We start from the raw sequence: 17,264 nt of genomic DNA on the forward strand, positions 1-17,264 counted from the left end.
AGCCGGAGCCGGCCTGCCCGCCTCGCTCTATCCGGCAGCAACGCCGGCTGGCGAGCGATTGGCCAGCACCCGCCCGACCTCGCCGACAACCTGCTCGACGCGCTTCAGGATGGGTTCGGCCCGCAGCACGCCGTCGGAAAAGTCCTTGTCCGTGGCATAGACCCCTGTCGGCAGCGTCAGCGCCTCGAAGAAGCCGAACAACGGCCGCAACTGGTGCTCGACGATCAACGCGTGGCGATCGTTGCCGCCGGTGGCAAGCAGCACCATCGGCTTGCCGCGCAAGGCGGCGGGATCGAACAGATCGAAGAAGTGCTTGAACAGGCCGGTGTAGCTGCCCTTGTAGGTCGGCGACCCCACCACCAGCACATCGGCATTGACGACGCCGTCGAAGATTGCCCGTGCCTGGCCGTCGAGATCGCGCGCCCATTTGGCAGCGCCGAGCGACGGGCCGAGGTCTTCGATGTCATAGGTGCTCGCCGACAGGCCATGCTGGCGCGCAATATCCCTGACAACCTGGTCGACAAAACCACGCGTCTTGGACGGCCTGGTGAAATTGCCGGAAAACCCGACGACGGTTGGATTGGGCATGTTTCTCTCACCTCTCGCGGCGGGGTTTCATACCGCATATTTACAGGCTTGCGCCTGCCGCAAGAAGCAAATGACTGACCTTGCAGCACCATAGTGAGGAATTTTTTTCCGTTTGCCCGCTCGTCTCAGGCCGCGAGAAGCGGGCCATAGGATTCCAGGTAGAAGCCGGGCGACCTGGCGCAGGTCCGCACCGCCTCCCTGGCGGCAACCGTTTCCTGCCACCGCAGCAGGCGCTCGCATTCGGTCGGCATGACGAAGCCCAGATATTTCTCAAGCACGCACAGCTGTTCGAACCAGGGATAGAAGGCGATGTCGGCGGCGCTGAATTCCGAGCCCAGCAAAAACCGTTCGTCCGCCCCTCGCCTCGCAAAGGCATGCTGTTCCACAAAGCGCAGGGCGTCGGCAAGCTGGGCCTTGATCCGCTCATGAACCATAGCGTCGGAACTGTGCATCATGGTTGCCGTCCTGGCGTAAAGCTGCGTGTCGGCGAAACTGATCCAGATGCGCGCCTCAGCGCGGGCATGAGCATCCCTGGGGAAAATCGGCCGTTCGGGGAATGCATCATCGAGATATTCGCAGATGATCGCCGACTCCCTGACATATTGCCCCTGATGGCGCAGCAGCGGCACCTTTCCCGTCGGCGTGAGTTTCAGGAACCACGCCGGCTTGTTGCGCAGATCGATTTCGATTTCCGTCGCCTGCAGGCCTTTCTCGGCAAGGGCGAGCCTGACACGGTGCGCATAGGGACAAAGCTGCGCGACAAAAAGCTCGATTGGCGGCATGAATAACTCCTGAGTTTCGTTATCGCCGACAAGCGGCCTGTCGGGCATAGCTAGGTCCAGTAAGGCCGGCGCGCTATTCGACAGCGTCTGGATTGATTTATCGATCGTCTGTTTCTGGAGCGAAGCGTGGATCTCCTGGCTACCCTCATGCGCGAATTGCACTTCGCAGCCGCCGGGTACCGGCGCCTCGAACTGGCCGCTCCCTGGGCGATCTCGTTCAGCCAGGCTGGGCTTCGCGGCATTCACGTCGTCATCAAGGGGCGATGCGAGGCGGTGTTCGGTGAGGAAGATGTCGAGCCTCTCGATGCCGGCGACCTGATCATTGCACCGCGCGCCGATCCGCATGTGCTGCGGTCGCCCGGCGCGCTCAAAAGCGCGAACGTCCCCGCCGCCGAACTGGCGACCCAAACCGCAGCCGGGCGTATTCGCAGCGGCGGCGAAGGCGAAAAGACCGTCATCCTGTGCGGCGCCTTCGCCTTTCGCGACGCCGACCATCCGGCACTTGCCGGCCTGCCGCGCATCGTTCACATCCGGGGATCGAATGGCCGTCTGCCCAAATGGCTGCGTGGCTATGTCGAGGCCTTGCTGGTGGAAGCGACCGACGAAGGTCCCGGCAGCGACGTGGTCATGGCTCGCCTGTCTGGGGCCATCGTCACGCGCGCCTTGCGCTCCGGTCTGGAAAGCATGGACAATCCAGGTTGGCTGAGGGGATTGCAGGACCCCGCGATCGCCAGAGCGCTCGCCACCCTGCATGAAGCCTATGGCCACGACTGGACGATCGAGACCCTGGCACGCGCGGTCGGGCTCTCCAGGGCAACCTTTGCCGCCCGCTTTCGCGATCTCGTCGGCGAAGCGCCCATGGCCTATCTCTTCGGCTGCCGCATGCGGCAGGCCAGCCGGCTGCTGCACGAGGGCAAGAGCCTGGGCCAAGTCGCCGAGGCGGTCGGCTACAGCTCGGAAGCCGCCTTCTCCACCGCCTTCAGGCGCCACGCCGGCGTCTCGCCCGGCCAATTCAGGAAACGGAAGGATCTGTAAGGCAGAGCGATATTGGCGGCGGCCGCGCCTCGCGGTAGGACTTTGCCAGCACTATGTCTGATCATATCCCGACGCGGTTCGCCGCCGCTTTGCCCAGGAGATGCTTCGTGCCCAAAGGTTCTGACCTGCTTGTTGCCGCCCTCGAGAATGAGGGCGTCGATCGCATCTTCGGCATTCCCGGCGAAGAAAACCTGGACGTCGTCGAATCCATCCGCAAATCCTCGATCCAGCTCATCCTCACCCGTCATGAGCAGGCGGCGGCGTTCATGGCCGCCACCCATGGCAGGCTCACCGGCAAGCCAGGTGTGTGCATCACCACGCTGGGACCCGGCGCCCTGAACCTGACGACGGGTGCCGCCTATGCGCTGCTCGGCGCCATGCCGATGATCATGATCACCGGGCAGAAGGGCATCCGCTCGTCGCGCCAGGCCCGCTTCCAGATCGTCGACATCGTCGCCGCGATGAAGCCGTTGACCAAGCTGTCACGTCAGATCATCTCGGCGAAGACCATTCCCGCCGTGGTGCGCGAAGCGTTTCGGATTGCCGAAGAGGAGCGTCCGGGACCGGTGCATCTGGAACTGCCCGAAGACATCGCGGCCGAGGAGTGCGACGATGTCGCGCTGATCCCGCCGCATCCGGTCGAGCTTCCGCTGGCCAGCCCGCTTGCGCTCGACCGCGCCGCCGAGATGATCATCAAGGCGCAGCGTCCGCTGGCGATGCTGGGCGCCGCCGCATCGCGGCCGCGCTCGACCTCCGACCTCGCCCAGTTCGTGATCAGGACCGGCATCCCCTATTTCACCACGCAGATGGGCAAGGGCACGGTGCCCGGCGGCACCGAACTCTACATGGGCACCGCCGCGCTCTCCGAGCGCGACTATGTGCATGAGGCCATCGAACAGGCCGACCTCATCATCACTATCGGCCACGACACGATCGAGAAGCCGCCCTTCATTATGGGCGACAAGGGCCCGAAGGTGATCCATGTCGGTTACCAGCCGGCCAACGTCGAGCAGGTCTATTTCCCGCAGACCGAAGTGATCGGTGACATCGGCGCTTCGCTCAGGCTGCTTGCCGACCGGATCGAGGGCAAGATCCCCAACGCGCAAACGTTGCTGCCATTGCGCGAAGGCATTTTGACCCGCATTGCCGCCCGCGCCACCGAAGACCGTTTCACGCCGCAGCGTCTGGTTCATGACGTGCGCGCGGTGATGCCGGCCGATGGCATCCTGGCGCTCGACAACGGCATGTACAAGATCTGGTTCGCGCGCAATTACCGCACGCGCGTCGCCAACACTTTGCTGCTCGACAACGCCCTGGCCACGATGGGCGCCGGCCTGCCGTCGGCGATGACGGCCGCGATGCTCTATCCCGCACGCCGCGTCATGGCGATCTGCGGCGATGGCGGCTTCATGATGAACAGCCAGGAACTTGAAACCGCCGTCAGGCTGAAGCTCAATTTGGTCGTGCTGATCATCGAGGACAATGCTTTCGGCATGATCCGCTGGAAGCAGGCGGTCGACCAGTTCCCCGATTTCGGCATGACCTTCGGCAATCCCGATTTCGTCCGCTATGCCGAGGCCTATGGCGCCAAGGGAACCAGGGTCGGCGCCGTCTCAGAAATACAATCGACGCTTGAACAGGCTTTTGCCGGCGGTGGCGTCCATCTCGTCGTCGTTCCGATCGACTATTCGGAGAACGAGCGCGTGCTGGTCGAGGAACTGCGCCACCGGTTGCCGGCGCCACCGGAGGCCTGACGGTGGAGTAGATACCGCCGCAGCAGCGCTCAGGCGGCCCGGACCTTGGCGCTCCCACGCGCCCAGGCCGGCAGCCAGTCGCCATGTGTCGCCAGCAACTCATCGACCAGCGCCCAGATCTGGTCGAGATCGAGTTCGGCGGCCGTATGCGGATCCATCATCGCCGCGTGGTAGATGTGCTCGCGGTTTTCGGTCATCAGCGCCTGCACCGTCAATTCCTGCACATTGATGTTGGTGCGTATCAACGCGGTGAGTTGCGGCGGCAGCTCGCCAATATAGGTCGGCTGGATGCCGGAGCCGTCGACCAGGCACGGCACCTCGGCGGCGCAATTGTCCGGCAGCGAGGTGATGCAGCCATTGTTGCGGACATTGCCGTAGATCACCGAAGGCTCGCCGGTCCACACCGAGTTCATGATCGAGGACGCGTATTCCTTCGATTGCTCGACCTCGATGCGGTCGGCCGAGCGATAGGCCTCGGCCTGGCCCTTCCAGCGCTCGATCTGTTCGATGCAGCGCTTGGGATATTCGTCGAGCGGAATGCCGAATTTCTCGATCAGGTCGGGGCGGCCTTCCTTGATGAAATAGGGCGTGTATTCGGCGAAATGCTCGGAGCTTTCGGTGACGAAATAGCCGAGACGCGTCAGCATCTCGTAGCGCACCTTGTTGGGGCAGCGCGGGTTCCAGCCCAGCTTCGGCGCCCTGCCCTCGCGATAGGCGCGGACAAGGTCCGGATAGAGGTTGCGGTAAGAGCCATCCGGCTGCCGGTGCTCGAACTTCAGGTAGAAGGCCATGTGGTTGATGCCGGCCGAGCGGTAGCGTATCTCCTCGTAGGGAATGTCGAGATCGTGCGCCAGTTCCATCGCTGTGCCTTGCACCGAATGGCAGAGGCCGACCTGTTTGATGTCAGGAAATTTCTCTGAAATCGCCCAGGTGTTGATCGCCATCGGGTTGACGTATTGCAGCATGATCGCGTCGGGGCAGACGGCCAGCATGTCCTCGCAGATCTTCCACAGATGCGGCACGGTCCGGAGGCCGCGCATGATGCCGCCGACGCCGAGCGTGTCGGCAATGGTCTGGCGCAGGCCGTATTTCTTCGGCACCTCGAAATCGGTGACGGTGCAGGGCTCATAGCCGCCGATCTGGAAGGCGACCACGACGAAGTCGGCGCCGGCGAGCGCCCTGCGCTGGTCGGAATAGGTCTCGGCCTTCGCCTTCACGCCCAGCGTCGCGATCAGCTTGTTGACGACGACGGCGCTCTCTTCCAGCCGCTGCGGATTGATGTCCATCAGCGCGATCGTCGCGCCTGACAGCGATGGCCGCTGCAGCACGTCGCCGACAATGTTCTTCATGAACACGGTCGAACCCGCGCCAATGAAGGTGATCCTGGGATGTCTTGCCACTATTAAACCTCCGGCACTTTGCTACGCCACGTCGAAGGCGGCCCTGACGAGCCGTTCGGTGTAGGCGGTCTTGGGATGGGTGAGGACCTCGTCGACGGGCCCCTGTTCGACGATCTTGCCGTTCTGCATGACGATGACGCGATGGCAGAGCGCGCGCACCACCTTGAGGTCGTGCGAAATGAAGAGATAACTAAGGCCGCGTTCGTCCTGCAGCTTGCGCAACAAGTCGATGATCTGCGCCTGCACCGAAAGGTCGAGCGCCGATGTCGGTTCGTCGAGCAGGATGAATTCGGGCTCCAGCGCGATGGCTCGGGCAATGGCGATGCGCTGCCGCTGGCCGCCGGAAAATTCGTGCGGGAACCGCGACAGGATATCGCCGGGCATGCCGGCGCTGACCAGGGCGTCGCGAACCCGACCGACCCGCTCGCGCCGTGTCGCGCCGATCCTGTTGACGACCAGCCCTTCCTCGATGATCTGGCCGATCGTCATACGCGGGTTGAGCGACGAGAACGGATCCTGAAAAACGACCTGCATGCGCGAGCGCAGCGGCCGCATCCCGGCGCGCGACAGGCCGTGGATCGGCTGGCCGTCGAAGCTGACCTCGCCGCGCTTGGCCTCGGTGAGCCTGAGCAAGGCGAGACCGAAGGTGGTCTTGCCGGAGCCGGATTCGCCGACCAGCCCCAGTGTCTCGTGGCGGCAAAGCTTCAGGCCGAGATCGTCGACGGCGACCAGCTCGCGCCAGTCCGGCTTCAGGAAGCTGCCATGGCGTAGCATGAAGCAGACGCGCATATCGCGGGCCTCGAGGATGGTGCCGCTGTTTTCCGGCAGCGGCTGCGGCTTGCCGTGCGGCTCTGAAGCGAGCAGCCGCTTGGTATAGGCATGCTGCGGGTCGGCGAACAGCCGCTCGGTAACGTTGTGCTCGCACATCTCGCCATGCTGCATGACATAGACATAGTCCGAGAATTTCCGCACCACGGTGAGGTCGTGGGTGATCAGGATGACCGCCATCCTGAGTTCTTTTTGCAGATTGCGGATCAAATTGAGGATCTGTGCTTGCACCGTGACATCGAGCGCCGTCGTCGGCTCGTCGGCGATCAGCACATCGGGGTCGTTGGCGAGCGCCATGGCGATCATCACGCGCTGGCGCTGCCCGCCCGACATCTGGTGCGGATACTGTTTGATGCGCGCTTCCGGCTCGGGGATCTGGACATGCCGCAAAAGCTCGAGCGCCCGCGCCCAGGCTTGCTTGCGGCTGACCTTTCGATGCACTCTGATCGCCTCGACGATCTGACTGCCAACCGTATAGATCGGGTTGAGCGAGCTCATCGGCTCCTGGAAGATCATCGAGATGCGATTGCCGCGCAACTTGCGCCGGGCGCTCTCGGGGAATTTCAGTATGTCCTGCCCGCAATAGTGGATGGTGGATTTCGGCGACACGGTGGCCCGCTTCGACAAGAGCCCCATGACAGCACGCGCCGTCACCGACTTGCCGGAACCGGACTCACCTACGATGGCGATCGTCTCGCCGCGATAAAGCTGGAACGAGACATCCTTCACAGCGTCGACGACGCCGTGCTCGACCTTGAAGGCGACCTCGATGTTGCGGGCATCGATGATGGGTTGGTCGTGGCGGCCGGCATGGTCGAGCCGGACGGCTGGTGCGAAGGTGGCTGCGAGCGCTACGGTCATCCCGGCCACCTCAATAGGGATCGACGGCATCGCGCAGGCCGTCGCCCAGCGCGTTGAAGGCAAAGACGGTGATCAGCACGAAGCCGACCGGCGACAGGATCCACGGATAGGTGCCGATGACCGAATAGGTAGCCGTGTCCTGCAGCATCAGCCCCCATGAGATCAGCGGCGGTTTCACGGCGAAGCCGAGGAAGCCGAGAAAGGCTTCGAGCAGCACCACCGTCGGGATGGCGATCGTCACGGCGACGATGACGTGGCTCATCACATTGGGAAAAATGTGCTGCATGATGATACGCATGTCGGTGGCGCCAACCGCCATGGCAGCGCGCACATAGTCGATCCGCGCCAGCGCCAGCGTCTTGCCGCGCACCTCGCGCGACATCTGCGCCCAGCCCAGCGCCGACATGACGATGATGACGAAGGCGAGGAAAACGTTGGTCGGCGCGGTCACCGGGATCAGCGTCGTCAGCGCAAGATAGAGCGGCAATTGCGGGAAGGCGAGCACCAACTCGACGAAGCGCTGCATCCAGACGTCGAAGCGGCCGCCGAAATAGCCCGAGACCATGCCGACCGTGGTGCCGATGACGGTGATGATGAACACCACCGTCAGCGCGATCATCAGCGAGACGCGCGAGCCCTGGATGGCGCGCGACAACACATCCCGGCCGAATTTGTCGGTGCCGAGAAAATGCACCGGCTGGCCGTCGGCCGAAGCAAAGAAATGCCGGTTGGCGGGGATCAGTCCAAGCAGCCGGTAGTCGGCGCCCTTGACGAAGAAGCCGAGCAGGCGCGGATGCTCGTAATCCGGCCCGACGACCGGCTGGAAGGTGACCGGGTCGAGGTCAGCAGAATCCGCCAGCGCATAGACCCGCGGCTGGAGCACGAAATTCCCGTCTCTGTCGTGAAAACTCATCACTTGCGGCGGGGCGAAAGCGACATCGGTCACCTTGGGGTCCATCGGCGCGAAGAAATCGGCGAATAGCGCCATCAGCACCAGAAGCACGACCAGGATCAGCCCGGCCATGCCGGTCCAGGAGCGCCTCAGCCGGCGCCAGACCAGCGCCATATAGCTCTCATTGCCGCGTGGGGTCGCAATCGCGGTTGCTTCAGCCGGGGGCGGCGGCGGGGATGGGTCACGCGCCAGCATCTAGCTCTCCCTGAACTGGCGTACGCGCGGATCGAGCAGCGCGAGCAGCATGTCGGCGATGATGTTGCCGACGATCAGCGTTGCCGACAGCACCATCATGAAGGTCGCCGTGACATAAACGTCGCCGACCGCCATCGAGCCGACAATGGCCGGCCCGACCGTCTGCAGCGCAAAGATGATCGCCGTCTCGATCTCGCCGGTCAGCATGTAGGGCAGCACCACGCCCTGATACATGATGAGCGGGTGCAGTGCGTTGGGCACGGCATGGCGCATGACGACGGCGCTGCCGGTCAGGCCCTTGGCCTTGGCCGTCTCGACATATTGCGCGTTCAGCGTATCGAGCAGATTGCCGCGCATGACGCGCATATTGTAGGCGAGCCCGCCGAAGGTGGCGATCGCCACCACCGGCCAGACATGCTTGACGAGGTCGGCGAATTTCGCCCACGACCACGGCGCGCCGCCATATTGCGGCGAGAAGAAGCTGCCGATCTCCGACACGTTGAACTGGAAGACCAGGAGATAGACGATGATCAGCGCCATCAGGAAGCGCGGCACCGTCATGCCGAGGAAGGAGATGGCCGACAGCGCCGAGTCGATCCATGTGTATTGCCTGGTCGCCGCCCAGATGCCGAAGGTGATGCCGAGCACCGACGCCAGCAGATGGCAGACCAGTGCCAGCAGCAGCGTGCGCGGCAGCCGCTCGCCGACCACGGCGGCGACCGGCTTGTTGTAATAGAGGCTGTAGCCGAAATCGCCGCGGGTGATGATGCCGGCGACCCAGTTCAGGTACTGGACGGGCAGCGGTTTATCGAGGCCGTGCTCGACCCGATAGGCTTGCGCCTGCGCGTCGGCTTCGGCAAAAGACGCCCCGCCCTGGTTGATGAGCTGCGAGCGGATATAGTCGGCATAGTCGCCCGGCGGCGCCTGGATGATGGCAAAGGTGACCAGGCTCAGGATGACCATGACCGGGACCGCCGATGCTATGCGCATGGCCAGGAATCGCAGCATCGGACCGTTTCTCCTCCTTGGATCTAATCTGTTGCCGCTGACCTTACTCCGTCCCGGCCGCGCGCAGCGCGGCCGGGCGTCAGCCAGGGGAGGAAACTCAGTTCGTCGGACCCTTGTCGCCGGGCTTGCCGGGAAGCTGGTCGGGAAAGAGTTCGTATTTCTGCTGCTTGTCGGCGGCGACGAAGACGCGTTCGCGCACGATCGAATCCTCGGCCCAGTTGAACATGAAGATCGGCGTTCCCTGCGGGATGTTGGAGAAGCGCTTGTTGATGATCAGGGCGCCGGGATATTCGGTCAGTCCGATATTGTAGACATGCTCCGTCGAGATCTTCTGGAACGTCTTCATCAGGCTGGCGCGCTCGTCATTGTCTGACGAGGAGACGAACTTGTTGACGATGTCGACAAGCTCCTTTTCGAACGGCATCAGGTCGACCACGCCGCTTTCGGGCGCGCGGTGATCCCAGCTGGTCTTGGGTCCGACGGGCGCGAGTTGCACGGTATTCTGCACGACGGAAGTCAGCTCCTGCTCGTTGCGCCTGATCAGCCAGTCGAAGCGGCCGGAATATTGCGAGGCATCACGCTGGGTGCCGTTGAGGCCGTTGAGCACGACCCTGATGCCAAGCTTTTCCATCTGGCCGACGACGCCTTCGGCGAGGCTCTTGTCGGTGCCGTAGTCATTGTTGACCAGCATCACGATCTCGACATTCTTGCCGCCGGCGGTCCCGGCCGGGAAGTTCACGAAGCCGTCGCCATCCGTATCCTTGAGACCAGCCTTGGCCAGTTCCGCCTTGGCGCCCTCGATGTCGAAGGGATAGTAGACGGTCGAGTTGCGGTCATAGAAGCTGGTGCCCGAGGAAAAGCCACCGGGGTAGATGGCGGTGAACGGCCCCTTGACCAGCGAGTCGCCGAGCGCCTTGCGGTCGAGCGCCATGGTGATGCCCTTGCGGAAGTCCTCATTGCGGTTGAGCTCGCGGATCGCCTGGCCGCGTTCGTCGGGATTGCCCCAGCCATTGGCTGAAAAGTTCATGCGCAGATTGTAGCCGATCAGGCGCGGGCCAAAGGCGAGCCGGGCCGGCGCGTCCTTGTCCGCCGCTCGCTTCAGCGAAGCGACGAAATTCTCCGGCTGCTCGAGGTTGGAGAAGTCGGCGGCCCCTGCCACCGCCTGCACGTCGCGGTCGGCCCAGGTCGACAGCTTGTAGTGCAGTTCGTTGAGATAGGGCAGCTGGTTGCCCTTCTCGTCGACCTTCCAGTAGTAGGGATTGCGGCGCAAGACGATGATGTCGTCGGGCCTATACTCCACCGGCACCCAGGCGCCCATCACCGGAATGTTCATATATTCCGGCGGGAACGCGTTCTTGAACTGCTCGTAGGTATTCTTCGAGTACTTCGGATGCTGCGGCTTGAGGATATGCGCTGGGCCGGGGCAGAAGGTGCCGTAGGCCATGGCGTAGAGATACTGTTTGGGGAAAGCGTCCTTGAAGGTCCACTCGACGGTGTAGTCGTCGACCTTCTTCAGCGTCGTGCCGACACCGAAGGTTTCCGCTGTGGCGCCGTTCAACGGCGAGACATTGGGGTCGACGACCTCATCGTCCCAGTAGAACATGACATCGTCGGCATTGAAGGCAACGCCGTCAGACCATTTGGCGCCTTCGACCAGGTGCATGGTCAGCGTGTGGCCATCCTTCGACCAGTCCCAGCTCCTGGCGAGGTTGGGCAGCGGCTCGGTGTCCTTGGCCTCGACCTGGAACAAAGGCGCGGTGCGCGTCAGGCATTCCGAAAGGCCGATGTCGATGCCGCCCCATCCTTGGGTCTGGCCGGCGCCATAATTCCAGCCTTCCGGCCGGCCGCCAATGACGTGGCGCATGGTGTCGCCATAAACGCCGATGCCGTCCGGCATGTTGCCGGTCTTGAACACCAGCGGCTCCTTCGGCAGGCGATCCTTGACCGGCGGCAGCTTGCCAGTCTTGACGTATTTCTCGGTGACCCACTCGGGCTCGTGATATTCGGGCAGCGCCTTGAACTCCAGGATGGAATCGCGGGCGACGTATTTGATCTTGCCCTCGGCGGGAAACGCCGCCGGCGCCGGCGGCGTGGTCGGCTCGGACGCGTATGCACTGCCAAGCGCCGATGCCGAGACGCTCAGCGCCAGCCCGGCGAGAATGCCAATTCTTCGCCCGGCGAGAATGCCAATTCCACGAAAGTTCCTCATTGTGTTCCTCCCAGATGTTTCGACGTCTGCTGCTGCCCGCATCTATTCATGACGGCTGATTGGCGAACCGGCCTCCCGCTGTCCGCCTGCCAGCATTCTCAGCCGGCCTGTTTCAGGGCCGTTTTTTCGGCGCGCAGTTCCTCGATCGAGCGCACTTTGCGCCGCGCCGCACCCGCCCAGTCGCGGGTTTTCACCATCGATTTCGAAAGCCGCTCCTTGGCGGCCGGCACGGCATCGGCGTATTGCGGCAGCCAACGCGCCTGGGCGACGACCATCTCGTCGACCATCTGCCAGACCTCTTCCGGCGTCGACACCGCACCCACCAGCGGATCGTGCAGCACCGCGAGCTTGAGCAGGTCAATGTCGCCCGTAACAGCCGCATGCACCGACATGCGCTGGACGTTGATCGAAGCCATGCAGGTGGCCGCGCAGGCTTCCGGCAGCGTGATGCCTGACGCCATGTTGATGCCGAAGCGATCGACGAAGCCGGGCGATTCGATGATCGCGTCCTGCGGCAGATTGGTGATGATGCCGGCGTTCTTGACGTTGAAGTGGCCGCGATAGACGCGGTTCGTCTCCAGCGCTTCGAGAATATGGCTGGCATGCTCGTTCGAGCGCTTCGATACGTCGAGCGGCTTCGACGCCGCTTCGAGGAATTGCGGATATTCCGTCTCGAACCAGTTGCGGGTTTCCGTGGAGTAGCGAAGATAGCCGCCGGTCTCGCCATGGATCCAGTCGGACATGTCGATCCAGCGGGTGATTTCGTCCGGCCGCTTGCGATACCAGGGCAGATATTCGGAGAGATGACCGTTGCTTTCGGTGGAGTAGACGCCGAAGCGCTTCAGCACGTCGATGCGCAGCTTTTCCTGCTGCGAATAGACCGGATGCGCCTCGAAGGCAGCCACCAGTTCGTCCTTGCCGATCTTGCGGCCGTTGAGCCGCAAATCGATGAACCAGGTCTGGTGGTTGATACCGGAGCAGACATAATCGAGTTCGCTGTGCGACTTGGCGCCGAGCACTTCGGCGATCTGTTCGGCGCCGTGCTGGACACCGTGGCAGAGGCCGACCGTATCGACCTTGCCATATTCGATCGCCGCCCAGGTGTTCATTGCCATCGGGTTGGCATAGTTGAGGAATTTGGCGCCTGGCTCGGCGACCTCCAATATTTCCTTGCAGAAGTCGAGGATGACCGGGATGTTGCGCTGGCCGTAGAGGATGCCCCCGGCGCAAATCGTGTCACCGACGCACTGGTCGATGCCGTATTTCAAGGGAATGCGGATATCGTCGGCATAGGCTTCGAGCCCGCCCACCCGGACGCAGCTGATGACGTAGCGCGCGCCTTCCAGCGCCTTGCGGCGGTCGGTCGTCGCCGTCACCTTGGTCGGCAGCTTGTTGGCCTCGACGATGCGGTCGAGGATCGCCTTGATCATTTGCAGATTGTGTTCGCTGAGATCGGTCAGCGCGAATTCGATGTCGCTGAATTCCGGGATGCACAAAATGTCGGTGAACAGCTTCTTGGTGAAGCCGACGCTGCCCGCGCCGATAATAGCGATTTTGAAACTCATCACCTTCCTCGATCCATTCGAATGCCGGGTAAGGAGCAACAGGAAAGGGAATGGCGGCCCGCCTTGGCGCGCATACCATTCGAGCCGGAATTCCGGCTCGTTCTCCTCCCCGCCCGCCCCTCGACCGCGGGTCTTTCGCGTTCTCAGGATTTGGATTATGCCGTTATTCCAGGGCGCGGCCAGAGAACGATTATGCTTTCGAGGGTAATTTTGTGCTGCATGATCTGATCGCCAACGGACAGTTGATGCGCACCATTTCGCTGCCGCGCGGCCGCCAGCGCCTGCATGCCATGCCGACCAGCACCGGCTATGAAGTACGCGAGGGCGTGACCTATGACTGGGATGGGCGCAAGCGCGGCCAGACACCGTTCACCGTGCTGCAGCACACGATCAGCGGCACCGGCCAGCTGCGCTACGAGAACCGCAACTACCGCCTGCAGGCCAACGACACGCTGCTGGTGCTGGTGCCACACAACCATCGCTACTGGCTGGAGAAGGGCGACCGCTGGGAATATTTCTGGATCTCGATGAATGGCGAGGAGGCGCTGCGCGTCCACAAATCCATACTCAGCGTCTCCGGCCCGGTGTTTCGGCTGCAGCCGGAGACGATCGATCATCTCGCCGATTGCAGCCTGCGCCTGATCAAGGGCGGCGCTTCGCCTGGCGCTGCTTCGGCAATCGCCTATGAGGCGGCGATGGCGCTTTACGACGATGTCTTCGGCTCGCACGCCTTCACTGAGAAACAGAGCGTCATGCAGCCGGTCATCGATCATATCAACGCCAATCTCGACAAGCCCTTGCCCGTGGCCGAGCTCGTCCAGATCAGCGGCCTCAGCCGCGCCCATTTCTCGCGCTGCTTCGCCGAGAGCGAAGGCGTTCCGCCGGCCGAGTTCGTGCTGCAGCAGCGGCTGCAGCGGGCGGCGAAGCTGCTAACCAAAGCCGATTTCCTGCCAGTCAAGGAGGTCGCCATCCTGTGCGGCTTCGAGGACGCCAACTATTTCTCGAAAGTCTTCCGCCGGCTCTACGGCATCAACCCGACGCAGTTCCGCACCACCGGCATGTATGCCAGCCTGGGCAGCCTTCGATAGGATTACCCGATGCGGTTGCCGCTTGCGGGATCGAACAGATGCAGCGCCGCCGGATCGGCAGACAGCCGCACCTTATCGCCAGGCCGGATAGTGCTGCGTCCCATGACGAAGACACAAACCAGCTGGTTGGCGAGCCGGACATAGAACTGCGTCGACAGGCCGAGCGGCTCGACCACCTCGACCTCTGCCTTGAGCGGACCATCGTCGGCAAGCTGGATGTGCTCCGGCCGTAGCCCGACGGTGAGCACATCGCCATCCTTCAACGGCAAGCCATCAGGCAACCGCAGCTTCTGGCCGTCGGCCAGCACCGCGTCCACCTTGCCGCCCTTGGCGATTGTCGCCGGAAAAAAGTTCATGCCGGGCGAGCCGATGAAGCCGGCGACGAAGGTGTTGATCGGCCGATCGTAGAGTTCGAGCGGATGGCCGACCTGCTGGACGTAACCGTCATGCATGACGACGATGCGGTCGGCCATGGTCATGGCTTCGATCTGGTCGTGGGTGACATAGACCGATGTGGTCTTGAGCTGCTGGTGCAGCGCCTTGATCTCGGCGCGCATATGCACGCGCAATTTGGCGTCGAGATTGCTGAGCGGCTCGTCGAACAGAAACACTTTGGGATCGCGCACGATGGCGCGGCCCATGGCGACGCGCTGGCGCTGGCCGCCGGACAGTTGCCTGGGCAGACGTCCGAGGAAACTGTCGAGGCCGAGGCGCTTGGCCGCCGCCCCTACCCTGCCGTCGATCCTCGTCTTCTCCGCCTTCTTCAACAGCAGGCTGAAGCCCATATTCGACGACACATCCATGTGCGGATAGAGCGCGTAGGACTGGAACACCATGGCAATATCGCGGTCCTTCGGCGCGACATCGTTGACCAGCCGATCGCCGATATGGATCTCGCCGCCCGACACCTCTTCCAGCCCGGCAATCATGCGCAAAAGGGTCGACTTGCCGCAGCCGGAGGGACCGACGAGCACGACGAACTCGCCATCGGCGATTTCGAGATCGACGCCATGCAGGATGCGCAGCGAACCGTAGTCCTTCTCGACGTTTTGCAGCGTTACGGAAGCCATCGATTATCCTTTGACCGCGCCGGCGGTGAGGCCGGTGACGAGATAGCGTTGCAGGAAGGCAAAGAAGATGCAGACCGGGATAAGCGCCAGGATCGATGCCGCCATCATCTGCCCCCAGTCGACGGCGAACTTGCCGATATAGGTGAGCAGGCCGACGGCAAATGTCTTCTGGTCATCGCTGGAGATCAGCATCAGCGCAAACAGCAATTCGCTCCAGGCGGCGGTGAAGACAAAGCCGAGCGTCGCGCCCATGCCGGGCAAGGTCAGCGGCACGATCACCTTGCGCATCGCCTGGGCGCGAGTGCAGCCGTCGATCATCGCCGCCTCCTCCAGATCCTTCGGAATGCCGTCGAAGAAGGACTGCATCAGGAAGGTGGCGAAGGCGGTGTTGAAGGCGGTGTAGATGATGATCAGCCCAACCAGGCTGTTGGTCAGGCCAAGCTCGCCCATGACACGGTAGATCGGCGGAATGACCATCACCAGCGGGAAGGTTTGCGTCAGCAAAAGCATGATCGCCAGTGTCGCCTTGCCGCGAAAGGTGAAGCGCGACATGGCGTAACCGGCGAGCGTGGCGATGACCGTGACGAGCGCCGCCGTCGACACCGATACGATGACGCTGTTGAGGAAATAGCGGGGGAAATCCGAGGCTTCAAGTACAGTGATGAAGTTGCGGAAGGTGGTCTGCGACGGCCACAGCGTGATGCCCTCGGAATAGAGCAGCCGCTCCGGCGTCACCGAGATCTTCAGCGTCCAGAAGATCGGAAACAGCGCAAAGATCATATAGGCGGCAATCGCCGTGTAGAGGCCGATGCCGCTGAAGATGCGCGAGGAGGTGGAGCGTCCGGCGATCATCAGACGTGCCTCACCAGCAAGCGGCGGATGGCGATCAGCGCGATCGCATAGGCGATGAGCAAGACCAAGAGCAGCACCGCCACCGCGGAGGCATAGCCCTTGTCCAGCGACTTGAAGGCACTGACATAGATGTAGACCGGCACCGTGCTGGTCGAGCCTGCCGGCCCGCCCTCGGTCATGACAAAGATCAGATCGGCGAAGGTGGCGATCCAGATCGTACGCAGCATGACGGTGATGACGATGGTCGGCGCCAGGAACGGCAGCGTCACCTTGGTGAAGCGCTGCCAAGGCGAAGCGCCGTCGATTGCGGCCGCCTCATGCAGTTCCGACGGGATCGACTTCAGCGACGCCAGCAGCGTGATGGCGAAGAACGGAATGCCGAACCAGATGTTGGCGATGATCGGCCCCCACATGGCGGTGGCCGGATCGGACAGCACATTGGTCGGCTCGGCCTTCAGCCCGAGCGCAAACAGCCAGTGCGGCAGCGGGCCGATGATCGGGTTGAACAGCCATGCCCAGGTCAGGCCCGACAGGAAGGATGGCACCGCCCAGGGCAGGAACACCACCGCCTGCACGAACTTGCGCCCGACAAACGGTTTGTCGAGCAGCAACGCCAGACCCAGGCCGAGGAAGAACTGGAAGAACAGGCTGGCGACGGTCCACCAGAGCGTGTTGACCAGCGCCTGCCCCAGCACCTGGTCGGTCAGCATCGCCTGATATTGGCCAAGGCCGACATATTCGGATTTGAAGGCGGAGAACTTCCGGAACGAATAGCTGATGCCGATGATCAACGGCACCAACAGCACCACGACCAGCAGAACGATCGCCGGCGAAAGATAAAGCCAGGGCTCGATTGCTGCATGCGTCAGCCGCTTCTTTCGCGGCCGGCCGGCGGATCGTATTTCGGACACGGCATAAGTCATTAGCGCTCAACAATCATGGGTGGGTGCCGACAGCGGCAACAGCACCCTTCTCCCCGTTCACGGGGAGAAGATGCCGGCAGGCAGATGAGGGGCGGCGCCAGCCTTGGGGTGCTCGCGCTGCCCCTCATCCGGGCCTGTCTATGCATGTCGTTGT

Annotated in this window: 14 protein-coding genes; 3 read left to right on the forward strand and 11 right to left on the reverse strand. The window is 62.8% G+C overall.

What is annotated here, in order from left to right; genetic code table 11:
• Positions 1–27: 27 nt before the first annotated feature.
• Positions 28–588 carry an FMN reductase gene (gene msuE / locus NLY37_RS13880; protein WP_023741773.1) on the reverse strand — a complete coding sequence of 187 codons (561 nt, stop codon included), beginning with the start codon at positions 586–588 and terminating at the stop codon, positions 28–30.
• Between the two features lie 125 nt (positions 589–713).
• Positions 714–1,418 carry a glutathione S-transferase N-terminal domain-containing protein gene (locus NLY37_RS13885; RefSeq protein ID WP_084558945.1) on the reverse strand — a complete coding sequence of 235 codons (705 nt, stop codon included), beginning with the start codon at positions 1,416–1,418 and terminating at the stop codon, positions 714–716.
• A gap of 99 nt (positions 1,419–1,517) precedes the next feature.
• Here NLY37_RS13885 and NLY37_RS13890 point away from each other — a divergent pair, with 99 nt between their 5' ends.
• Both NLY37_RS13890 and NLY37_RS13895 read left to right on the forward strand, forming a co-directional pair.
• The gene (locus NLY37_RS13890) at positions 1,518–2,405 is read left to right on the forward strand and encodes an AraC family transcriptional regulator (RefSeq protein ID WP_023691348.1); all 888 of its coding nucleotides are present in this window, start codon (positions 1,518–1,520) and stop codon (positions 2,403–2,405) included.
• 107 nt (positions 2,406–2,512) lie between these two features.
• Entirely contained in the window at positions 2,513–4,159 is a 1,647-nt protein-coding gene (locus tag NLY37_RS13895; RefSeq protein WP_023741775.1) for an acetolactate synthase large subunit, read from the forward strand.
• Positions 4,160–4,188: 29 nt separating this feature from the next.
• Here NLY37_RS13895 and NLY37_RS13900 read toward each other — a convergent pair whose 3' ends face one another.
• The 6 genes from NLY37_RS13900 to NLY37_RS13925 all read right to left on the reverse strand — a co-directional run bounded on the left by NLY37_RS13900 (position 4,189) and on the right by NLY37_RS13925 (position 13,177).
• The gene (locus NLY37_RS13900; protein WP_023741776.1) at positions 4,189–5,559 is read right to left on the reverse strand and encodes an alpha-glucosidase/alpha-galactosidase; all 1,371 of its coding nucleotides are present in this window, start codon (positions 5,557–5,559) and stop codon (positions 4,189–4,191) included.
• A 21-nt stretch (positions 5,560–5,580) separates the two neighbouring features.
• Positions 5,581–7,248 (reverse strand): ABC transporter ATP-binding protein, encoded by a 1,668-nt coding sequence (locus NLY37_RS13905; RefSeq protein ID WP_023741777.1) that lies wholly within the window; start codon positions 7,246–7,248, stop codon positions 5,581–5,583.
• A gap of 10 nt (positions 7,249–7,258) precedes the next feature.
• Positions 7,259–8,395 carry an ABC transporter permease gene (locus tag NLY37_RS13910; RefSeq protein WP_023687914.1) on the reverse strand — a complete coding sequence of 379 codons (1,137 nt, stop codon included), beginning with the start codon at positions 8,393–8,395 and terminating at the stop codon, positions 7,259–7,261.
• Positions 8,396–9,403 (reverse strand): ABC transporter permease, encoded by a 1,008-nt coding sequence (locus NLY37_RS13915; RefSeq protein ID WP_023741778.1) that lies wholly within the window; start codon positions 9,401–9,403, stop codon positions 8,396–8,398. It lies immediately after the preceding gene.
• 97 nt (positions 9,404–9,500) lie between these two features.
• Positions 9,501–11,612 (reverse strand): ABC transporter substrate-binding protein, encoded by a 2,112-nt coding sequence (locus NLY37_RS13920; RefSeq protein ID WP_023691352.1) that lies wholly within the window; start codon positions 11,610–11,612, stop codon positions 9,501–9,503.
• 98 nt (positions 11,613–11,710) lie between these two features.
• Positions 11,711–13,177 (reverse strand): alpha-glucosidase/alpha-galactosidase, encoded by a 1,467-nt coding sequence (locus tag NLY37_RS13925; protein WP_023741779.1) that lies wholly within the window; start codon positions 13,175–13,177, stop codon positions 11,711–11,713.
• A 212-nt stretch (positions 13,178–13,389) separates the two neighbouring features.
• Here NLY37_RS13925 and NLY37_RS13930 point away from each other — a divergent pair, with 212 nt between their 5' ends.
• Complete coding sequence (locus NLY37_RS13930) at positions 13,390–14,265, forward strand: AraC family transcriptional regulator (RefSeq protein WP_023687910.1); 876 nt, start codon at positions 13,390–13,392, stop codon at positions 14,263–14,265.
• A 2-nt stretch (positions 14,266–14,267) separates the two neighbouring features.
• Here the strand turns inward: NLY37_RS13930 and NLY37_RS13935 are convergent, their stop codons facing one another.
• From NLY37_RS13935 to NLY37_RS13945, 3 genes are read right to left on the reverse strand one after another with little or no spacing between them, the layout of a single operon-like run.
• The gene (locus NLY37_RS13935; protein ID WP_023741781.1) at positions 14,268–15,335 is read right to left on the reverse strand and encodes an ABC transporter ATP-binding protein; all 1,068 of its coding nucleotides are present in this window, start codon (positions 15,333–15,335) and stop codon (positions 14,268–14,270) included.
• 3 nt (positions 15,336–15,338) lie between these two features.
• Entirely contained in the window at positions 15,339–16,187 is an 849-nt protein-coding gene (locus NLY37_RS13940) for a carbohydrate ABC transporter permease (RefSeq protein ID WP_023741782.1), read from the reverse strand.
• Positions 16,187–17,110, reverse strand: coding sequence for a carbohydrate ABC transporter permease (locus tag NLY37_RS13945; protein WP_023736033.1), 924 nt, complete (start codon positions 17,108–17,110; stop codon positions 16,187–16,189). The genes NLY37_RS13940 and NLY37_RS13945 overlap by 1 nt, the downstream gene beginning before the upstream one ends.
• Positions 17,111–17,264: the final 154 nt, after the last annotated feature.

The organism is Mesorhizobium sp. C395A (genome assembly GCF_030323205.1).
Lineage (GTDB): Bacteria > Pseudomonadota > Alphaproteobacteria > Rhizobiales > Rhizobiaceae > Mesorhizobium.